Source organism: Pseudomonas sp. UBA3153, assembly GCF_002364635.1.
GTDB classification, from domain to species: domain Bacteria; phylum Pseudomonadota; class Gammaproteobacteria; order Pseudomonadales; family Pseudomonadaceae; genus Pseudomonas_O; species Pseudomonas_O kuykendallii.
Genome location: NZ_DEYR01000078.1, coordinates 1 through 17,733 on the forward strand (window position 1 = coordinate 1; position 17,733 = coordinate 17,733).

The following is a 17,733-nucleotide window of genomic DNA, read 5'->3' on the forward strand; positions in this document are numbered from 1 at the left end:
GGTCGACCTGGCGCTGATGGCCAAGCTGGTCGACGCGCTGCCGCCGCACGCGCGGCTGATCCTGCTCGGCGACAAGGACCAGCTGGCCGCGGTGGAGGCCGGCGCGGTGTTCGCCGAACTCTGCGAAGGGCGCGGCTTCGACGCCCAGGCGGTGGCCGACCTGCAGCGCATCACCGGCCAGGCCGTGGCGGTCGAGGCGCCGCGCTCGAAACTCGGCGACGCCGTGGTGCTGCTCACCCATAGCCACCGTTTCGCCGGCGACAGCGGCATCGGCGAGCTGGCGCGGCGGATCAACGGCGGCGATGCGACGGGCACCCTGAGCCTGCTGCGGGAAAACCGCGCCGATCTGCACTGGCAGGACCAGCCGTCCCCGGCGGCACTGCTGGAGCGCCTCGACCAGGCGTATCGCCCCTACCTGCAGGCGGCGCGTGGCGGCGACCCAGCGCAGGCTTTCGCCGCGTTCAACGCCTTCCGCGCGCTCACCGCGCAGCGCGAGGGGCCGTGGGGCGTGACGGGCATCAACGAGGCGCTGGAAGCGCGCATCAAGCGCCGCCTGAGCCTGCCCGAGCGCGAACGCTGGTATCCCGGCCGCGCGGTGATGGTGCGGCAGAACGACTACGCCCTCGGCCTGTTCAATGGCGACATCGGCTTGTGCCTGCACGGTGAATTCGGCCTGCGCGTCCATTTCGAGGGAGAGGACGGCTATCGCGCTTTCGCCCCGGCGCGCCTGCCCAGCCACGACAGCGCGTTCGCCATGACCGTGCACAAGAGCCAGGGCTCGGAGTTCGGCGAGGTGCTGCTGGCACTGCCCGAACTGCCCAGCCCGTTGCTGACCCGCGCGCTGTTCTACACCGGCATCACCCGCGCCAAGCACCGCGTGGACATCTGGGGCCTGCCGGCGCGCCTGCTCGACGCGGTGGAAACCCGCGCCGAACGCGCGGCCGGCCTGGCCCGGCGGCTGGCGCGGGAGGACGTGCCCATGGAGACTGCGCCGGCAACGCCCGACCAGGGCCAACTGGACCTCTTCTGAGAAGACCGGTGGCAAGCGGCGCCGCTCAACTACGCGGCGCGGCGGCCGATAACAAAGTTCAGCGTCGTTACGACCATTCGGCGATGGCGTGGCCGCGCGAGAACTGCCTAAATGCAGGCATGACCGGTCAATAACAACGAGAACGCCGCATGTCATCCAGCTACCGTTGCCACCCCGTCGCCTGCCTGCTGCACGCGACCGGGCTGATCCTGCTTGTCGTCGTCTACCAATCCTGGGCGTTGCCGCTGTGGCTGAGCATTCCGGCGGCGCTGCTGCTGGCGCTGTGGCCGTGGCTGGGCCCCTGGCAACGTCCGGCGGAAGGGAGCGCCGCGCCACAGCCGGCGACCGACTTCAGCGCGCTCAGCCAGAGCCTGTCGCGGCACACCAGCCACAACGCGCTGTATGCCGCCCAGGTCTCGTTCGGCGTGCAGCAACTGGCCGGCAAGCTGCAATCGCAAATGGCCGCGGTGGACCAGCTGGCCGCCAGCGCCGAGGCGATGACGGCCACCGGCGAGGACAGCGCGCAGCGTACCGGGCATACGCTGGAAGCCGCGCAGGCCGTGCGCCAGAGCGCCGACAGCGGGCAGCATGAGCTGCAGCAGGCGATCAGCCGGATGCAGCAGCTCAGCGCGCAGACCGCCGCCAGCCGCGAGCTGATCGCCGGGCTCGGCGCACGTACCGAGCAGATCGGCCAGGTCACCGCGGTGATCCAGTCCATCGCCAGCCAGACCAACCTGCTGGCGCTCAACGCGGCCATCGAGGCGGCGCGCGCCGGCGAGGCCGGGCGCGGTTTCGCGGTGGTCGCCGACGAGGTGCGCAACCTCGCCGCACGCACCGCCGAGGCCACCGGAGAAGTCGGCCAGATGGTCGCCGACATCCGTCAGCAGAGCGAAGCGGTGGTCAACCATATCCAGCAGCAGGCCAGCGAGCTGGACGAAGCGGCCGGGCAGGTCGAGCAGACCGGCCGTCAGCTGTCCGGCATCGCCGGGCTGGCCGGCGACGTCGAGGCGCAGGTGGCGCAGATCGCCGCCGGCACCCAGGACAACCAGCAGCGCTTGGTGGAACTGTTCGAGGCGCTGGCGCAGTTGCGCGCCGACGCCCACGCCAGCGATGCGCAGACGCGCCAGCTCGGCGAGGCGGCGACTCAACTGGTGGGCCAGGCCGAGGCGGTCAGCGAGCAACTCGCCGAGGTGCGCCTGGACGATTATCACCAGCGCATCTTCGACCTCGCGCAGGAAGGCGCGGCGGCCATCGCGGCGCGGTTCGAGGCGGATATCGCCGCCGGCAAGCTGAGCGTCGACGACCTCTTCGACCGCAACTACCGGCTGGTCGCCGGCAGCAACCCGGCGCGCTACCGCACCCGTTTCGACAGCTACAGCGACGACGTGCTGCCGGCCATCCAGGAGCCGTTGCTGGCGCGTCACGATGGCCTGGTGTTCGCCATCGCCAGCACCCCGGAGGGCTACGTGCCGACGCACAACCGCGCCTTCAGCCATGCGCCCACCGGCGACCCGGCGCAGGACATGCTGCGCAGCCGCAGCAAGCGGATCTTCGACGACCGAACCGGACGCCGCTGCGGCAGCCACCAGCAGCGCCTGCTGCTGCAGACCTACATGCGCGATACCGGCGAGCTGATGCACGACCTCTCGGTGCCGATCCGCGTGCTGGGCCGGCACTGGGGCGGGCTGCGCCTGGGCTATCGCCCCGAGCCTTGAGAACCCGGTCGCCGCGTGTGCGGGCGTTCGGCCTGCGCGGCGCGAGACCGTGACCGGGCCGGCAGGTCCGCTTGCCGTCTGCCTGGGGCTTGCGCATCATCGACGCTCAATCCTGAGGACAACAACAATGAAAACCCTCGTCGATCACCTGGCCCAATACGCCGACTACCACCGCGACAAGCGCAACATCCTCACCCATTTCGTCGGTATCCCCCTGATCGTGGTCGCCGTGGCCGTGCTGTTGTCGCGGCCGGGTCTGCTGCTGGGCGGTTTGTGGCTGTCTCCGGCGGCGCTGCTGGCGCTGGTGACGGGGCTGTTCTACCTGCGCCTGGACCTGCGCTTCGGGCTGACCATGGGCGTATTGCTGCTGCTCAGCCTGGCCGCCGGCGCGGCGCTGGCGATGCAGGGCACCGCGCTGTGGCTGGGCGCCGGGCTAGGGCTGTTCTTCGTTGGCTGGGTGATTCAGTTCGTCGGCCATTACTACGAGGGGCGCAAGCCGGCGTTCGTCGATGACCTCATGGGTCTGGCGGTCGGCCCGCTGTTCGTGGTCGCCGAGCTGGCCTTCCTGCTCGGCCTGCGCAAGGACGTCGAGCGGCAGATCGAAGAGCGCGCCGGGCCGACGCATGTCCGCCGGCGCGACGCCACCGCCTGAGCGGACCGCCAGTTCGGGTAGACTTCGCGCTTTGAATCTCGCCCAGGTTGCCGTGTCGATCCCTTCTTCCGCTCCTTCCCCCCGCTGGCTCGGCGCTGCCGAGCTGCCACCCGCCGCCGATGCCGCCGTGCGCGACTGGTTGTTCGACCAGGGTTCGCTGACCCGTCGCCTCACCGCCCTGGCGAGCGGCGCGTTCGACGTCAGGCCGCTCGCCGAAGGCTGGCAGCCGCTGCGCGACGAGGAATGCGCGGCGCTCGGTGTCGCCGCGGGCAGCCAGGGCTGGGTGCGCGAAGTGCTGCTGCGCGGCCACGGCCAGCCCTGGGTATTCGCCCGCAGCGTCGCCGCACGCGCGGCGCTGGAGGGCTCCGGGCTGGCGTTGGAGGCGCTGGGGAGCCGCTCGCTGGGCGAACTGCTGTTCAGCGACCAGGCCTTCGCGCGGGGCGAGTTGCAGGCCTGCGTCTATCCGGCCGAATGGTTGCCGGGCGACCAGGCCGCGGTCGGGCTCTGGGCGCGGCGCTCGTGCTTCCGCCGTGGCGCGCTGGGCGTGCTGGTCGCCGAGGTGTTCCTGCCGGCGCTATGGCACGCCGCCGTGGCGTGATCCGCGCTCCGCGCTTCGACGCCGGCGGCGAGCCGGTATACTCCGCGCGACCGGATCGGAGCCGCCCTCGATGTACACCCGCCTGCTGCACTCACTGAACCGCCTGCACCCGCGCACCTGGGACTTCATCCAGCTGATGCGCCTGGACAAGCCGATCGGCATCTACCTGCTGCTGTGGCCGACCCTGTGGGCGTTGTGGGTGGCGGCCAAGGGCGTGCCGAGCGCGAAGAACCTGTTCATCTTCGTGGCGGGGGTGCTGCTGATGCGCGCCGCCGGCTGCGTGATCAACGACTACGCCGACCGCGATTTCGACGGCCACGTCGCCCGCACCCGCGCCCGTCCCCTGGCCAGCGGGGCGATTCTTCCGAAGGAGGCACTGGTGCTGTTCGCCGTGCTGCTGGCGGCGAGCTTCGTGCTGGTGCTGTTCACCAACGTCACCACCCTCTGGCTTTCGGTCGGCGGCGTGGTGCTGGCGGCCAGCTACCCGTTCATGAAGCGCTACACCTTCTACCCGCAGGTGGTGCTCGGCGCGGCGTTCTCCTGGGGCATGCCGATGGCGTTCACCGCCGAAACCGGCAGCCTGCCGGCGGCGGCCTGGTTGCTGTACATCGCCAACCTCTTGTGGACGGTGGCCTACGACACCTACTACGCCATGGCCGACCGCGAGGACGACCTGAAGATCGGGGTGAAATCCACCGCCATCCTGTTCGGCGACGCCGACCGCGCGATCATCCTGACGCTGCAACTGCTGGCGCTGCTGTGCCTGCTGCTGGCTGGCGGGCGCTTCGAGCTGGGCGGCTGGTTCCATCTCGGCCTGGGCGTGGCCGCGGCGTGTTTCGCCTGGGAGTTCTGGGCCACCCGCCGGCGCGAGCCGCTGGTGTGCTTCAAGGCCTTCCTGCACAACCACTGGGCCGGGCTGGCGATCTTCCTCGGCATCGTGCTGGATTACGCCTTCTAGGCGGACGCGCGCCTGTCACATCGTTGCAACATTTCCGTTATCTAATGCGACGCATAGATGGTTTGGGCAGGAATGGACATGGCAGGTAGAACAATCCTCATCGTGGACGACGAGGCGCCGATCCGCGAGATGATCGCGGTGGCGCTGGAGATGGCCGGCTACGAATGCCTCGAGGCGGAAAACACCCAGCAGGCGCATGCGCTGATCGTCGACCGGCAGCCGGACCTGATCCTGCTCGACTGGATGCTGCCCGGCACCACCGGCATCGAGCTGGCGCGGCGCCTCAAGCGCGACGAGATGACCGCCGAAGTGCCGATCATCATGCTCACCGCGAAGGGCGAAGAGGATAACAAGATCCAGGGCCTGGAAGTCGGCGCCGACGACTACATCACCAAGCCGTTCTCGCCGCGCGAGCTGGTCGCCCGGCTCAAGGCCGTGCTGCGCCGCGCCGGCCCGGTGGACAACGAGGCGCCGATCGAGGTCGGCAGCCTGCTGCTCGATCCGGTCAGCCACCGCGTCACCATCGATGGCAAGCCGGCCGAGATGGGCCCCACCGAGTACCGCCTGCTGCAGTTCTTCATGACCCACCAGGAGCGCGCCTATAGCCGCGGCCAGTTGCTCGACCAGGTCTGGGGCGGCAACGTGTACGTCGAGGAGCGCACCGTGGACGTACACATCCGCCGCCTGCGCAAGGCGCTTGGCGAGGTGCACGAGAACCTGGTGCAGACGGTACGCGGCACCGGCTACCGCTTCTCCACCAAGAGCTGACGGCGGGCGCGACCAGCCGGCCGTTGCGAACCGGTAGACTGCGCATGACCGATCGCCGTTTCCTCCCGCACAGGACCTGACCCGCCTTGAACACCGATTGGCGCCGCATTCTGCTCCGCCACCTGCTCGCGCTGATCGGCGGCGGGCTGTTGCTCGGCTTCATCAGCGATGCCTACGGCTGGAGTTTCGCCCTCTGTCTGGCGCTCTATCTCGGCTGGCTGCTGCGCGACCTGCTGCGTCTGCGGCGCTGGCTGGAAAGCGCCGACGCGCAGGCCGAGGTGCCGGAGGCGCGAGGGCTGTGGGAAGAGCTGTTCGACCGCATCTACCACCTGCAACGGCGCAACCGTCAGGCCCGCGAGCGCCTGCAGGCGGTGATCGACCGCGCCCAGGAATCCACCGGTGCGCTGCGCGACGCGGTGATCATGCTCGACAGCGGTGGCAACCTTGAATGGTGGAACCCCGCGGCGGAGACACTGCTCGGGCTCAAGGGTCGTCAGGACGAAGGTCAGCCGGTGGGCAACCTGGTGCGTCATCCGCGCTTCAAGGAATATTTCGTGCAGGAGCAGCATGCCGATCCGCTGGAGATTCCCTCGCCGATCAACGAGGAGCTGCGCCTGCAGTTCCTCATCACCCGATACGGCAACGGCGAACGCCTGATGCTGGTGCGCGACGTGACCCGCGTCCATCAGCTGGAGCAGATGCGCAAGGACTTCGTCGCCAACGTCTCCCACGAGTTGCGCACGCCGCTGACGGTGATTGCCGGCTACCTGGAAACCCTGCTCGACAACGACCCCGGCACCAGCCCGCGCTGGCGCCGCGCCATGCAGCAGATGCAGGAGCAGGCCGGGCGCATGCAGAACCTGCTCAACGACCTGCTGCTGCTGGCGCGCCTGGAGGCCACCGATTACCCCTCGGACAACCAGCCGGTGGTGGTGGAGCCGATGCTGCAGTCGATCCGTGCCGATGCCCTGGCGCTGTCCGGCGAGCGTGGCCACCGCGTGCAGCTGGACATGGAAGTGGGCCTGCGCCTCAAGGGCAGCGAGGCCGAGCTGCGCAGCGCCTTCTCCAACCTGGTGTTCAACGCGGTGAAATACACCCCGGCCGGCGGCGACGTGCGCATCCGCTGGTGGAGCGACGCCCAGGGCGCACACCTGGAGGTGGCCGACAGCGGCGTCGGCATCGAGGCCAAGCACCTGCCGCGGCTCACCGAGCGCTTCTACCGCGTCGACTCCAGCCGCGCGCTGAGCACCGGCGGCACCGGCCTCGGCCTGGCCATCGTCAAGCACGTGCTGCTGCGCCATCGCGGCAAGCTGGAAATCGCCAGCGTGCCGGGCAAGGGCAGCGTCTTCACCTGCCACTTCGCGCCGGCCCAGGTCGTTCCGCTTTCCGCCGAGGCGTTGTCCGCCGCGGACGACTGAGCCGCGTCCGCGCGCGCCGTTGGCGGCCAGGCCCGTGGCGCCGGGGCGGCCACTCGGCCACTCACCGCCGAAACTGTTGCAAAGCCCGAATCCAACCCTCAACCTTGAGCCCATCATCAGCCCTACGAACCCCCCATGGACCCTTCCCCTAGCTCCCTCTACACCTATTTCGCCGACTTCGGCCTCGTGCTGTTCGCCCTGTTCCTCGTGCTGCTCAACGGCTTCTTCGTCGCCGCCGAGTTCGCCATGGTCAAGCTGCGCGCCACCCGGGTCGAAGCCATCGCCAAGACGAGCGGCTGGCGCGGGCAGATCCTGCGCACCGTGCACAACCAGCTGGACGCCTACCTGTCGGCCTGCCAGCTGGGCATCACCCTGGCCTCCCTCGGCCTCGGCTGGGTCGGCGAGCCGGCCTTCGCCCACCTGCTGACGCCGCTGCTGCAGTACTTCGATATCGACTCGCCGGCGCTGGTCCACGGCATCGCCTTCTTCAGTGCCTTCTTCATCATTTCCTACCTGCACATCGTGGTCGGCGAGCTGGCTCCGAAATCATGGGCGATCCGCCAGCCCGAGCTGCTGTCGCTGTGGACGGCGGTGCCGCTGTATCTGTTCTACTGGCTGATGTACCCGGCCATCTACCTGCTCAACGCCAGCGCCAACGGCATCCTGCGCATCGCCGGGCAGGGCGAGCCGGGGCCGCACCACGAGCACGCCTACAGCCGCGACGAACTCAAGCTGATCCTGCACTCCAGCCGCGCCCACGACCCCAGCGACCAGGACATGCGCGTGCTGGCCTCGGCGGTGGAGCTGGGCGAACTGGAGGTGGTGGACTGGGCCAATTCCCGCGAGGACCTGGTCTACCTGGAGCGCCACGCGCCGCTGGAGGAAGTCTTCGAGGTGTTCCGCCGGCACAAGTACAGCCGCTACCCGGTGTACGACGAGGCCGCCGAGACCTTCGTCGGCGTGCTGCACATCAAGGACCTGCTGCTGGAGTTGTCGCTGCTGGAAATGCTGCCCTCGGCGCTCAAGCTCGACGACCTGATCCACCCTATCGACCGGATTTCCCGGCACATGCCGCTTTCCGCGCTGCTCGAGCAGTTCCGCCAGGGCGGCTCGCATTTCGCCCTGGTCGAGGAGGCGGACCACAAGGTGGTCGGCTTCCTGACCATGGAGGACGTGCTCGAAGTGCTGGTGGGCGATATCCAGGACGAACACCGCAAGGCCGAGCGCGGCATCCTCGCCTACCAGCCGGGCAAGCTGCTGGTGCGGGGCGACACGCCGCTGTTCAAGGTCGAGCGCCTGCTCGGCGTGGACCTCGACCACGTCGAGGCGGAAACCCTCGCCGGGCTGATCTACGACACCCTGAAACGGGTGCCGGAAGAAGAGGACGTGCTGGAAACCGACCATCTGCGGATCATCGTGAAGAAGATGAAGGGTCCGAAGATCGTCCTCGCCAAGGTCGTCAAGCTGGACTGACGGCACCCTCCAGCACCTGCCGCAGGCGTTCGCCGTCGAGCGCCCGGCAGACGCCCTCGGGCTTCTGCATCGGTGCATCCTCGGCGGCCAGCATGGCGTTGAGCACGGCTTCCTCGGTGGCCTGCACGGCCGCCAGGTAGAGCGCGTCGAAGCACTCGTCGTTGAGGTAGTCCAGGTTCAGCCGGGTCGGCGCCAGCTGCGGCAGCGGGCGCGGGTTGGCCACGCTGAAGGCGATGAAGATATCCCCCGAATTGTTGCCGCCCGGCGTACCGCCCAGGGCGATGCCCAGCCCTGCGCGCTGTGCCAGGCGCTTGAGCTGGTGCGGCAGCAGCGGCGCATCGGTGGCCAGCACCACGATGATCGAGCCGCGCTCGCGCTCCAGGCCGACCGGTGCTTCCTCGCCCCAGCGTTCGCCGACCGGCACGCCGAGCACCTTGAGCCAGGCGCGCTGGCCGTGATTGGCCTGCACCAGGGCGCCCAGGGTGTAGCGCTGGCCGTCGATCTCGATCAGGCGCGAGGCGCTGCCGGTGCCGCCCTTGAAGCCGTAGCAGATCATCCCGTTGCCGCCGCCGACGTTGCCTTCGGCGATGGGCCCGTCCTGCGCGTCGTCCAGCGCGGCGAGGGCGTCGGCCTCGCTGACGTGCTGGCCGTTGATGTCGTTGATCACGCCATCGTAGGTCTCGGCCACCACCGGCATCGCCCACAGGTGGTTGGCGTCCCAGGCCTCGGCGTACTGGCGCAGGGTCCAGCGGGTCGCGGCGTGGTGGACGATGCCGACGCTATGGGAGTTGGTGATGCACAGCGGGCCGACGAAATAGCCGCCGTGCTCGATCCAGTGGGTGCCGGTCATCTCGCCGTTGCCGTTCAGCGCGTGGAAGCCGGCCCACACCGGCTGCGGCTCGCGCGCATAACCGCGGGGAAGGATGGCGGTGACGCCGGTCTTCACCCGCTTTCCGTTGTCGGCGAGGTAGTCGAGGGTGCGGTAGCCGACCAGCACGCCGGGCACGTCGGTGATCGCGTTGTGCGGGCCGGTGGTGCCGGGAACGGCCAGGCCGAGTTCGCGGGCGCGGGGTTTAGCCATGGGCGTGGTCATCCGAGGAAGTGGCGGGCTTGCGGTTGCGCAGGTACAGCCCGAGGGAGGCGATCAGCAGCGAAGCGAGCAGCAGCAGGGTGGCGATGGCGTTGATTTCCGGCTTGATGCCGCGGCGGATCATTCCGTAGATGAACACCGGCAGGGTGGTCGAATCGACACCCGAGATGAAGTAGGTGATCACCAGGTCGTCCATCGAGATGATGAACGCCAGCAACGCGCCACCGAGCACGCCGGGGAGGATCTGCGGCAGGGTGATGCGGCGGAAGGTGATCCAGGCCGAGGCGCCGAGATCGGCCGAGGCCTCTTCCAGGCGCGTGTCCATGCCGGCCAGACGCGCGCTGACGATGAGGAACACGTAGCTGATCAGGAAGGTGCAGTGGCCGATGATGATCGAGCCCTTGCCCAGCGGTACGCCGGCGCCGACGAAGAAGATCAGCAGGGCGATGCCGAGAACGATGTCCGGCATCAGCATCGGCAGGAACAGCAGCACCCGGTAGAAGCCCTGCAGGCGGAAGCGGTAGCGCGCCAGGGCCAGCGCGGTGAGCGTGCCGACCAGGGTCGAGATCAGCGTGGTGACCAGCGCCACTGCGAGGCTGGTGCGCAGCGCCGCCAGCAGTTGTCCGGTGGATTCGACGTAAAGCGTGTTCTCGCTCAGCGAATTGGACAGGCCGAACAGCGAGCGGTACCAGTCCAGGCTGGCGCCGCTCCAGATCATCATGTTCAGCGGGTTGCCGTTGAACGAGTAGGCCACGATCAGGCCGATCGGCAGGTAGAGGAAGACGAAGAACGCCAGGCTGTAGCCCCCCAGCAGGCGGCGGCCGATGAGTCCGAGCAGTCTGTTCATCGGGCGGCCTCCTTCAGCGCGGCGCGCCCCTGCGAGCGCACGTAGAGCAGCAGGAACAGCAGCACCGCCGCCATGATCAGCATCGCCAGGGCGGCACCGAACGGCCAGTTGCGCGCGGCGAGGAACTGCTGCTCCACCAGGTTGCCGATCATCAGCACGCGCGCGCCGCCGAGCAGCGACGGCACGATGAAATTGCCCAGGCTGGGAATGAACACGATGATCGAGCCGGCCGCGATGCCCGGCAGGGTCAGCGGGAAGATCACCCGCCAGAAGCTCTGCCAGCGCCCGGCGCCGAGGTCGGCAGAGGCTTCCAGCAGGCGCCGGTCGAGCTTCTCCACGCTGGCGTAGATCGGCAGGAACATGAACGGCACGAAGATGTAGGTCATCCCCAGCAACACCGCGCCCTCGGTGTAGATCAGGTCGAGCGGCGCGTCGATCAGCCCCAGGCCCTGCAGGCTGGCGTTGAGGAAGCCGGTGGGGCGCAGGATCAGCACCCAGGCGTAGAGGCGCACGATCAGGCTGGTGAAGAACGGCAGGGTGATCAGGAACAGGCAGAAGTTGCGCAGCCGCTCCGGCTGGCGGCTGACCCAGAACGCCGCCGGGTAGCAGACCAGCAGGGTCAGCAGCACGGTGATCGCGGCCAGCTTGAACGAGCGCAGGAGGATCTGCAGGTAGACGACGTCGAATTCCTCGTTGCTGCCGTCGGCCCAGCCGAGGATGCGGCCGAAGTTGTCCGGGTAGAAGGTCCATTCCACGCCGCCGTACAGGCCCGGCTCGAGCAGGCTGTAGAGTGCCATGATCGCCAGCGGAACGACGAAGAACAGGCCGATGATCAGGGTCGCCGGGCTGAGCAGCCCGGCCAGGCGACAGCGCGCGCGGTTCTCGGCGGTGAGCATCAGGCCTCCCCGGCGATCAGGTGCGCGGCGTCCAGCGCGTACCACAGGCGCAGGCCGGCGCCCGGATGCAGGCGTTGCAGGGCCTGGCGCGAGGCGTCGCGCACCACCGCCTTGATGCGGCTGCCGGTGGCGCTGCGCAGGCTCACTTCGAAATCCTTGCCGATGAACACGGTCTGCTCGACCACGCCGTCCAGCGCGCCGTGCGCGGCCGGGTCGCCGGGGCAGTCGAGGTGGAATTGCTCGGGGCGCAGCAGGATGTGCAGCGGCTGGCCGACCTGCAGACCGGCGCTCGGCAGGCGCAGCGGATCGCCCTGCTCGCCGACCAGCGTGGCGACGCCGTCCGCGCAGGATTCGACCCGTGCGCGCAGCAGGTTGCTCTCGCCGATGAAGCCGGCGACGAAGGCGTTCGCCGGGCGGTCGTAGATGTCCTGCGGCGCGCCGACCTGCTGCACGTGGCCGCCGTTGAGCACGACGATGCGGTCGGACATGGTCAGCGCTTCTTCCTGGTCATGGGTGACGAAGACGAAGGCGATGCCCAGCTCGTGCTGCAGGTTCTTCAGCTCGCGCTGCATGGCCTGACGCAGCTGGCGGTCGAGGGCGGAAAGCGGTTCGTCGAGCAGCAGCAGGGCGGGGCGGTCGACGATGGCGCGGGCCAGGGCGACGCGCTGCTGCTGGCCGCCGGACAGTTGCCCCGGCTTGCGCTTCTCCAGCCCGCCCATGCCGACCAATTCCAGCGCCGCGCCGACGCGCTGACGGCGTTCGGCCCTGGCCACGCCCCGCACGTCGAGGGCGTAGCCGACGTTGTCGCCGATCGACAGGTGCGGGAACAGCGCGTAGCTCTGGAACACGGTGTGCACCGGGCGCCGGTTAGGCGGCACCTGGTTCATCGCGACACCCTGGATCAGCAGTTCGCCGCTGTCGAGGCTCTCGAAGCCGCTGATGGTGCGCAGCAGGGTGGTCTTGCCGCAGCCCGAGGGGCCGAGCAGGGTGACGAATTCGTTGGCGCCGACGCTCAGGTCGACGCCGTCCAGGGCGCGGACGGCGTGGCCTTCGGGGGTGCGGTAGTGCTTCACGGCGGCCCTGATTTCGACCACCGGGTTGTTGGCATGTGACATGAACGACTCCGGGAAAGCGCAAGGTCGCGACCGGCGCGAGCGGCGGTCGCGAACCCTCTGGGAGTGAGCCGGCTGGCGGGTGACGCCAACGCGGACGGGGCCTGGCGGCGGGTCAGTTCGCCGTGCGCACGCGCGTCCAGGCGCGGTCGTACTTCTTCAGGTCCTTGCCGAGGTCGTGGAAGATCTGCAGCTTGGCCATCACCTCCGGCCCCGGATTGACCTCCGGGTTGTCGCGCAACTCGGCCGGCAGCAGCTTCAGCGCTTCCTTGTTCGGCGTGCCGTTCATCTGCTGCTCGGTGTTCAGCGCGGCGATCTCCGGTTGCAGGAAGAACTCCATGAAGCGCTTGGCGTTGGCCTTGTTCGGCGCGCTTTTGAGGACGCACATGTCTTCCTGGTAGAGCGTCGCGCCCTCCTTGGGAATCACGTAGGCCAAGTGCTCGGGGTCCTGCTTCACGTACATCATCGCGCCGACGAAGTAGTGCGCCGCGGCGACGTCGCCGGACTGCACCATGGGCACGCTCTCGTAGGTGAAGGCGGAGACCAGCGGCTTGCGCTCCAGCAGCCAGGATTCGGCCTGCTTGATGTCCGCAAGGTCGGTGCTGTCCACCGATTTGCCGTTGACGATCAGGCCGACCCCCAGGGTCTCGCGCATGTCGTCGAGCATGATGACCTTCTTCCCGGCCTTGGCTTCGGCGAAGAAGTCGGCCCAGGACTCGATCGGTTTGCTGACCTTGGTCTTGTTGTAGAAGATCCCCACGGTGCCCCAGGCGTAGGGCATGCAGTACTCGCCCTTGGGGTCGGACTTGGCGCGCAGGAAGCTCGGGTCGATGTTGGCGAACGCCGGGCTCTGGTCGATGGAGGTCTTTTCCAGCAGGCCGAGGGCGGCCATGCTGTCCTGCATGTGCACCGAGGGGAAGATGATGTCGTAGCCGCTGGCGCCTGCCTGCAGCTTGGCGAGCATTTCCTCGTTGCTGCCGTAGGTGTCGAGGGACACCTTGATGCCGGTCTGCTCGGTGAAGCGGCTGAGCACCTGCGGGTTGATGTAGTCGCCCCAGTTGTACAGGTGCAGCTCCTCGGCTGCCTGGCCGACGGCGCTGGCGAGCAGGGCCGAAACGGCCAGTGCGCCTCGCGCGAGGTGGCGCAGGGCGTTGCGGTGATAGGGTGCGGGCATGTTCCTGTACTCCGTTTCTGATTATCCGCCCGCATGAAGCGAGCCTTTGGTTGGGGCAGGAATTGCATGGCCGAAGGGCCGAAAGGAAGAACGCGTGTTTCTAGTCGTTATGTTTTGCCGGACGGGTCGAGCATATAGTAGATTTCTTCCAGTCATCAATACTCTGACATAAAAATTCCAGAGCAGCGGAGCTTCGCCCATGCTGGACAGCAAGATGGAACAACTGAGCGGCAAGCTGACCCCGGCCGAGCGCTCGCTGTGGGCGTACATCCAGGCCAACCTGGAGAGCCTTTCGTTCGAGAACGGCACCACCCTGGCGCAGAAGAGCGGCGTCAGCCCGAACACCGTCAGCCGCTTCCTGCGGCGCCTGGGCTACAAGGGGCTGAAGAGCCTGAAGGAAGAACTGCGCGACGAAGTGCGCGTGCAGTCGCTGCTCAACAGCACCCTGCTAGAGCGTGTCGAACGCCAGCCGGACGACCTGCTGGCGCACCTCAACGAGGAAATCGAAGCGCTCACCGCCTTCGCCAGCCAGCTCGGCAACCAGCACTGGCATGACGTCGTCGCCCGCGTCAGCGAAGCCGAGCGGGTGTTCGTCTGCGGCTTCCAGACCATCCGCGGGCTCGCCGAGGATTTCGCCAACCGCCTTTCGCTGGTGCGCTCCGGGGTGGAATACCTCGACCTCTACAGCGGCGTGCTCGGCCACTGGCTGGACAGCCGCGACAAGCGCTGCTGCGTGATCCTCATCGACATCGCGCCCTACGCCGACGCCGGCATCGCCTTCGCCAACACCTGCCTGAAGAACGACACCGACCTGGTGGTCTTCACCGACGAGTACGGCATCGCCCGGCACATCGACACGCCCTGGATCATCACCATGAAGACCAAGACCGGGCTGATCCTCGAGTCCACCGGCGGCCTGACCAGCGCCCTCAACGTGCTGCTGCATTGCGTGGCAGCGCAGCGCAAGGACGAACTGAAGGAGCGCATGGCGGCCTACCGGGAGCGTGTGCAGAGCCTCAAGCTGTACCGCTCCTGAGGCCGCGCCCGGTGGCGCCTGGCGGCGGACGCGGGCGGTCTGGCGCGGGCGTCTGGTACACTCCGGCATCCTCGTTGCACGGTCCCGTCGCCGGCCGTGCGCACCCCGCGCCTCATTCCACTGCCCGCCGATCCCATGTCGCTCAAGCTCGTCTCCGTCAACATCGAACGTTCCATGCACCTGCCGCGTGTCGAGGCCTTTCTCCGGCGCGAACGTCCGGACGTGCTCTGCCTGCAGGAGCTGTGCGAGCGCGACATTCCGTTCTTCGAGGCACTGATGGGCAGCCCCATGAGCTTCGCGGCGATGGCGCGCTATCCGGGGGAGGGGTCGGACAACGTGGTCGGCGTCGGGCTGATCGCCCGCGATACGGCGTTGACGGACGTGTGCGCCGAGTACTACTCCGGCAGCGCCGGGAGCATCCGCGAGATGACCTTCCTCAGCACGGACGGCAAGCGCGGCGCCGACCCGCTGAGCATCGCCGAAGTCATGCTCAGCGCCAGCGTCGGCGGCTTCCGCATCGCCGTCACCCACCTCAACGTCACGCCGTTCGGCACTTCCACGCCGTACCAACGCGAAAGCGCCGGCAAGCTGATCGGCCTTGCCGAAGCCCAGGCGCGGCGGGCCGGCGACCTGTTGCTGGCGGGCGACTTCAACGCCCCGCGCGGCCGCGCCACCTTCGACCTGATCGCCGAGCATTTCATCGACGGCATCCCGCCGCACCACACCACCAGCATCGACGGCTCGCTGCACCGCGCCGGGGACATCCCGTTCATGGTCGACGGGCTGTTCCACACGCCGGGCTACCGGCTCGAGGACGTCGTCCTGAGCACCGGCGTCTCCGACCATTGCGCCCTGAGTTGCCGGCTGAGCCGGACCTGATCCAGTAGGGGGCTTCAGTCCACCGCCCACGTTCCGTCGGCCTGATCCCGTCGGGTGGGCTTCAGCCCACCACCCACGCGCCCGCCGTCCACCCCGCGCCCACGCCGTTCAGGCCGGCGCGCTGCGGCTCAGCTGTTCGAGCAGTTCGAGGTCGGTGCTCATGCCGGAGGTTTCGCGGATGCGATTGAGGATTTCGCGCTTGAGGGCGAGAAATTCCGCGGAGAGCTTCATGTCCTGGTGGCGTTCGGCGGGCAGCGGCACCTCGTAGACGCTGTCGATGCGCCCGGGCCGCGGCGCCATCAACACGATGCGCCCGCCCAGGTAGATGGCTTCCTCGACGTCGTGGGTGACGAACAGGATGGTGCTCTTCTCCAGCCGGTGCACGTGGCGGATCAGGTCGTGCATCACCTCGCGGGTCTGCGCGTCCAGCGCGCCGAACGGCTCGTCCATCAGCAGGATCTGCGGCTTGGGCATCAGCGCGCGAGCGATCGCCACGCGCTGCTGCATGCCGCCGGAGAGCTGGTTCGGGTAGGCATCGGCGAACGCCGAGAGTCCCATCAGGTTGAGCAGCGCATCGGCGCGGCCGCTGGCCACCTCGACGTCGGCGTCGCTGTTGACTGTGTCGGAGACGACCTTCAACTGGCGGCAGAACTTGATGTTCTTCATCACCGTCAGCCAGGGGTAGAGGCTGTAGTGCTGGAACACCATGGCGCGGTCGATGCCGGGGCCGTCCACCGCGCGGCCGTCGACCAGGATGTCGCCGGCGCTGTGCTGCTCCAGGCCGCCGATGCTGCGCAGCAGGGTCGACTTGCCACAGCCGGAGGCGCCGACGAAGGTGATGAATTCGTTCGGGCGGATCTCCAGGTTGATGTCCTGCAGCGCCTGCACCGATTTGCCGCGACTGGCGAACACCTTGTCGACATGGCTTATGCGGATTTTCGCGTCGTTCATCGCGCTTACCTCTTCAACCAGGGGAAGGCCAGGCGACCGAGCCAGCGGAACGCCTGGTCGGTGAGCAGGCCGATGACGCCGATCAGCAGGATGCCGGCGAAGATCTTGTCCGTCTGCATGTAGCGCTGTGCCTTGAGGATGGCGTAGCCGAGGCCGGAGTTGGCGGCCACCAGTTCGGCCACTACCAGGTAGGTCCAGGCCCAGCCGCAGGTGATGCGCAGGGTGTCGAGCAGCGCCGGGCGCGCCGACGGCAGGATCACCAGCTTGATCACCTCGTAGCGGCTGGCGCCCATGGTCTGCGCCGCCTCGATCTGCGCCATCGGCACCCGGCGCACGTCCTCGGCGACCATCAGCACCATCTGGAAGAAGGTGCCGATGAAGATGATGAGGATCTTCGAGCCCTCGTCGATGCCGACCCAGAGCATCACCAGCGGGATGAAGGCCACCGCCGGCATGTAGCGGATGAAGTCGGTGAGCGGCTCGAGGAACGCCTGCACCGGCCGGTAGGTACCGATGTACAGGCCCAGCGGCAGGGCCAGCAGCGCCGAGGAGCAGAAACCGCCCATCACCCGCCAGACGCTGATGGCGATGTCGGCGAACAGGCCCTCGTCGGTCAGCCAGTGGCCGAGGCGCTTGATCACGGCGTCCGGGCCGGGCAGGAACATCGGGTTGGACACGCCGAAGGTGGTGGCGGCCCACCACGCCAGCAGCGGCGCCAGCAGCCCGGCGAGCGCCAGGCCCCAGATCGCGCTGCGTGGCAGGTCGCCACGGATGACCCACCAGCGGGCGGCTTTCGGCGGCGCCGCCGGACGTGTTTCGGGCAGGGGGCGATGGGCGGTCATGGTTCGGTTCTCCTGGGTGAAGACGGGCTCGCGCAGGCCTGCCAGCCGCCCTGCGGCGGCGTGGCGCCGAGGTGGCCGAGGGTGTCGGCATCCAGCAGTTGCGGTTGGTCGGGGTCGATGCGGCTCGGCAGGAGCACCTGGCCGGCTCGCTCGGGCAGCGTCGATAACGCGATGCGCCAGGGCTGCGTGCCCTGGCAATGGCGACCGAACGACAGCTCGAAGTCGAACAGCGTGCCGGCCTCCGCGCCACCCGCCAGCAGCGCGGCGAGCGAGGGCGCGGCGGGCAGGGCGGTG

At 68.4% G+C, this 17,733-nt stretch carries 17 protein-coding genes and 1 pseudogene; 10 read left to right on the plus strand and 8 right to left on the minus strand.

Annotated elements, in window-relative coordinates:
- The 8 genes from recD to B2X67_RS17545 all read left to right on the plus strand — a co-directional run.
- Nucleotides 1–1,030 (plus strand): exodeoxyribonuclease V subunit alpha (gene recD, locus B2X67_RS17510; RefSeq protein WP_286786279.1); only part of this gene is annotated, 1,030 nt, incomplete at its 5' end.
- A gap of 497 nt (nt 1,031–1,527) precedes the next feature.
- Nucleotides 1,528–2,745: a methyl-accepting chemotaxis protein gene (locus B2X67_RS17515; protein WP_414704012.1), complete on the plus strand. Its 1,218-nt coding sequence runs from the start codon at nt 1,528–1,530 to the stop codon at nt 2,743–2,745.
- Between the two features lie 127 nt (nt 2,746–2,872).
- Nucleotides 2,873–3,397 carry a DUF962 domain-containing protein gene (locus B2X67_RS17520; RefSeq protein ID WP_282344877.1) on the plus strand — a complete coding sequence of 175 codons (525 nt, stop codon included), beginning with the start codon at nt 2,873–2,875 and terminating at the stop codon, nt 3,395–3,397.
- A gap of 58 nt (nt 3,398–3,455) precedes the next feature.
- Nucleotides 3,456–3,995 (plus strand): chorismate--pyruvate lyase family protein, encoded by a 540-nt coding sequence (locus tag B2X67_RS17525; protein ID WP_286786287.1) that lies wholly within the window; start codon nt 3,456–3,458, stop codon nt 3,993–3,995.
- A gap of 70 nt (nt 3,996–4,065) precedes the next feature.
- Nucleotides 4,066–4,953 carry a 4-hydroxybenzoate octaprenyltransferase gene (gene ubiA, locus B2X67_RS17530; RefSeq protein ID WP_282344013.1) on the plus strand — a complete coding sequence of 296 codons (888 nt, stop codon included), beginning with the start codon at nt 4,066–4,068 and terminating at the stop codon, nt 4,951–4,953.
- Between the two features lie 78 nt (nt 4,954–5,031).
- Entirely contained in the window at nt 5,032–5,721 is a 690-nt protein-coding gene (phoB, locus tag B2X67_RS17535) for a phosphate regulon transcriptional regulator PhoB (RefSeq protein WP_090224421.1), read from the plus strand.
- Nucleotides 5,722–5,807: 86 nt separating this feature from the next.
- Nucleotides 5,808–7,139, plus strand: coding sequence for a phosphate regulon sensor histidine kinase PhoR (gene phoR / locus B2X67_RS17540; protein ID WP_286786280.1), 1,332 nt, complete (start codon nt 5,808–5,810; stop codon nt 7,137–7,139).
- A 135-nt stretch (nt 7,140–7,274) separates the two neighbouring features.
- Nucleotides 7,275–8,612 (plus strand): hemolysin family protein, encoded by a 1,338-nt coding sequence (locus B2X67_RS17545; RefSeq protein WP_090224417.1) that lies wholly within the window; start codon nt 7,275–7,277, stop codon nt 8,610–8,612.
- On the opposite strand, the gene B2X67_RS17550 is transcribed toward B2X67_RS17545, so the two are convergent.
- The 5 genes from B2X67_RS17550 to B2X67_RS17570 all read right to left on the minus strand — a co-directional run bounded on the left by B2X67_RS17550 (nt 8,599) and on the right by B2X67_RS17570 (nt 13,731).
- The gene (locus B2X67_RS17550) at nt 8,599–9,693 is read right to left on the minus strand and encodes a P1 family peptidase (RefSeq protein ID WP_286786281.1); all 1,095 of its coding nucleotides are present in this window, start codon (nt 9,691–9,693) and stop codon (nt 8,599–8,601) included. The genes B2X67_RS17545 and B2X67_RS17550 overlap by 14 nt on opposite strands.
- Nucleotides 9,686–10,549, minus strand: coding sequence for an ABC transporter permease (locus B2X67_RS17555; protein ID WP_282344002.1), 864 nt, complete (start codon nt 10,547–10,549; stop codon nt 9,686–9,688). Before B2X67_RS17555 ends, B2X67_RS17550 begins: the two co-directional genes overlap by 8 nt.
- A complete protein-coding gene (locus B2X67_RS17560) occupies nt 10,546–11,445 on the minus strand; it encodes an ABC transporter permease (RefSeq protein ID WP_286786282.1) in 900 nt (299 codons plus the stop codon). The genes B2X67_RS17555 and B2X67_RS17560 overlap by 4 nt, the downstream gene beginning before the upstream one ends.
- Nucleotides 11,445–12,560, minus strand: coding sequence for an ABC transporter ATP-binding protein (locus tag B2X67_RS17565; protein WP_286786283.1), 1,116 nt, complete (start codon nt 12,558–12,560; stop codon nt 11,445–11,447). Before B2X67_RS17565 ends, B2X67_RS17560 begins: the two co-directional genes overlap by 1 nt.
- A gap of 112 nt (nt 12,561–12,672) precedes the next feature.
- On the minus strand, nt 12,673–13,731 hold the full coding sequence (locus tag B2X67_RS17570; protein ID WP_286786284.1) for a polyamine ABC transporter substrate-binding protein: 1,059 nt from the start codon (nt 13,729–13,731) through the stop codon (nt 12,673–12,675).
- Between the two features lie 199 nt (nt 13,732–13,930).
- Here B2X67_RS17570 and B2X67_RS17575 point away from each other — a divergent pair, with 199 nt between their 5' ends.
- Both B2X67_RS17575 and B2X67_RS17580 read left to right on the plus strand, forming a co-directional pair.
- Nucleotides 13,931–14,767 carry a MurR/RpiR family transcriptional regulator gene (locus B2X67_RS17575; protein ID WP_282343994.1) on the plus strand — a complete coding sequence of 279 codons (837 nt, stop codon included), beginning with the start codon at nt 13,931–13,933 and terminating at the stop codon, nt 14,765–14,767.
- Between the two features lie 174 nt (nt 14,768–14,941).
- Nucleotides 14,942–15,646 carry an endonuclease/exonuclease/phosphatase family protein gene (locus tag B2X67_RS17580; protein WP_286786285.1) on the plus strand — a complete coding sequence of 235 codons (705 nt, stop codon included), beginning with the start codon at nt 14,942–14,944 and terminating at the stop codon, nt 15,644–15,646.
- 108 nt (nt 15,647–15,754) lie between these two features.
- On the opposite strand, the gene B2X67_RS17585 is transcribed toward B2X67_RS17580, so the two are convergent.
- The 3 genes and pseudogenes from B2X67_RS17585 to B2X67_RS17595 all read right to left on the minus strand — a co-directional run.
- Entirely contained in the window at nt 15,755–16,597 is an 843-nt protein-coding gene (locus tag B2X67_RS17585; protein WP_282343992.1) for an ABC transporter ATP-binding protein, read from the minus strand.
- A gap of 5 nt (nt 16,598–16,602) precedes the next feature.
- Nucleotides 16,603–17,439 carry an ABC transporter permease gene (locus B2X67_RS17590; protein ID WP_286786286.1) on the minus strand — a complete coding sequence of 279 codons (837 nt, stop codon included), beginning with the start codon at nt 17,437–17,439 and terminating at the stop codon, nt 16,603–16,605.
- Nucleotides 17,436–17,733: pseudogene (locus B2X67_RS17595) on the minus strand (hypothetical protein); the annotation flags it as partial. The gene B2X67_RS17590 and the pseudogene B2X67_RS17595, both read right to left, overlap by 4 nt.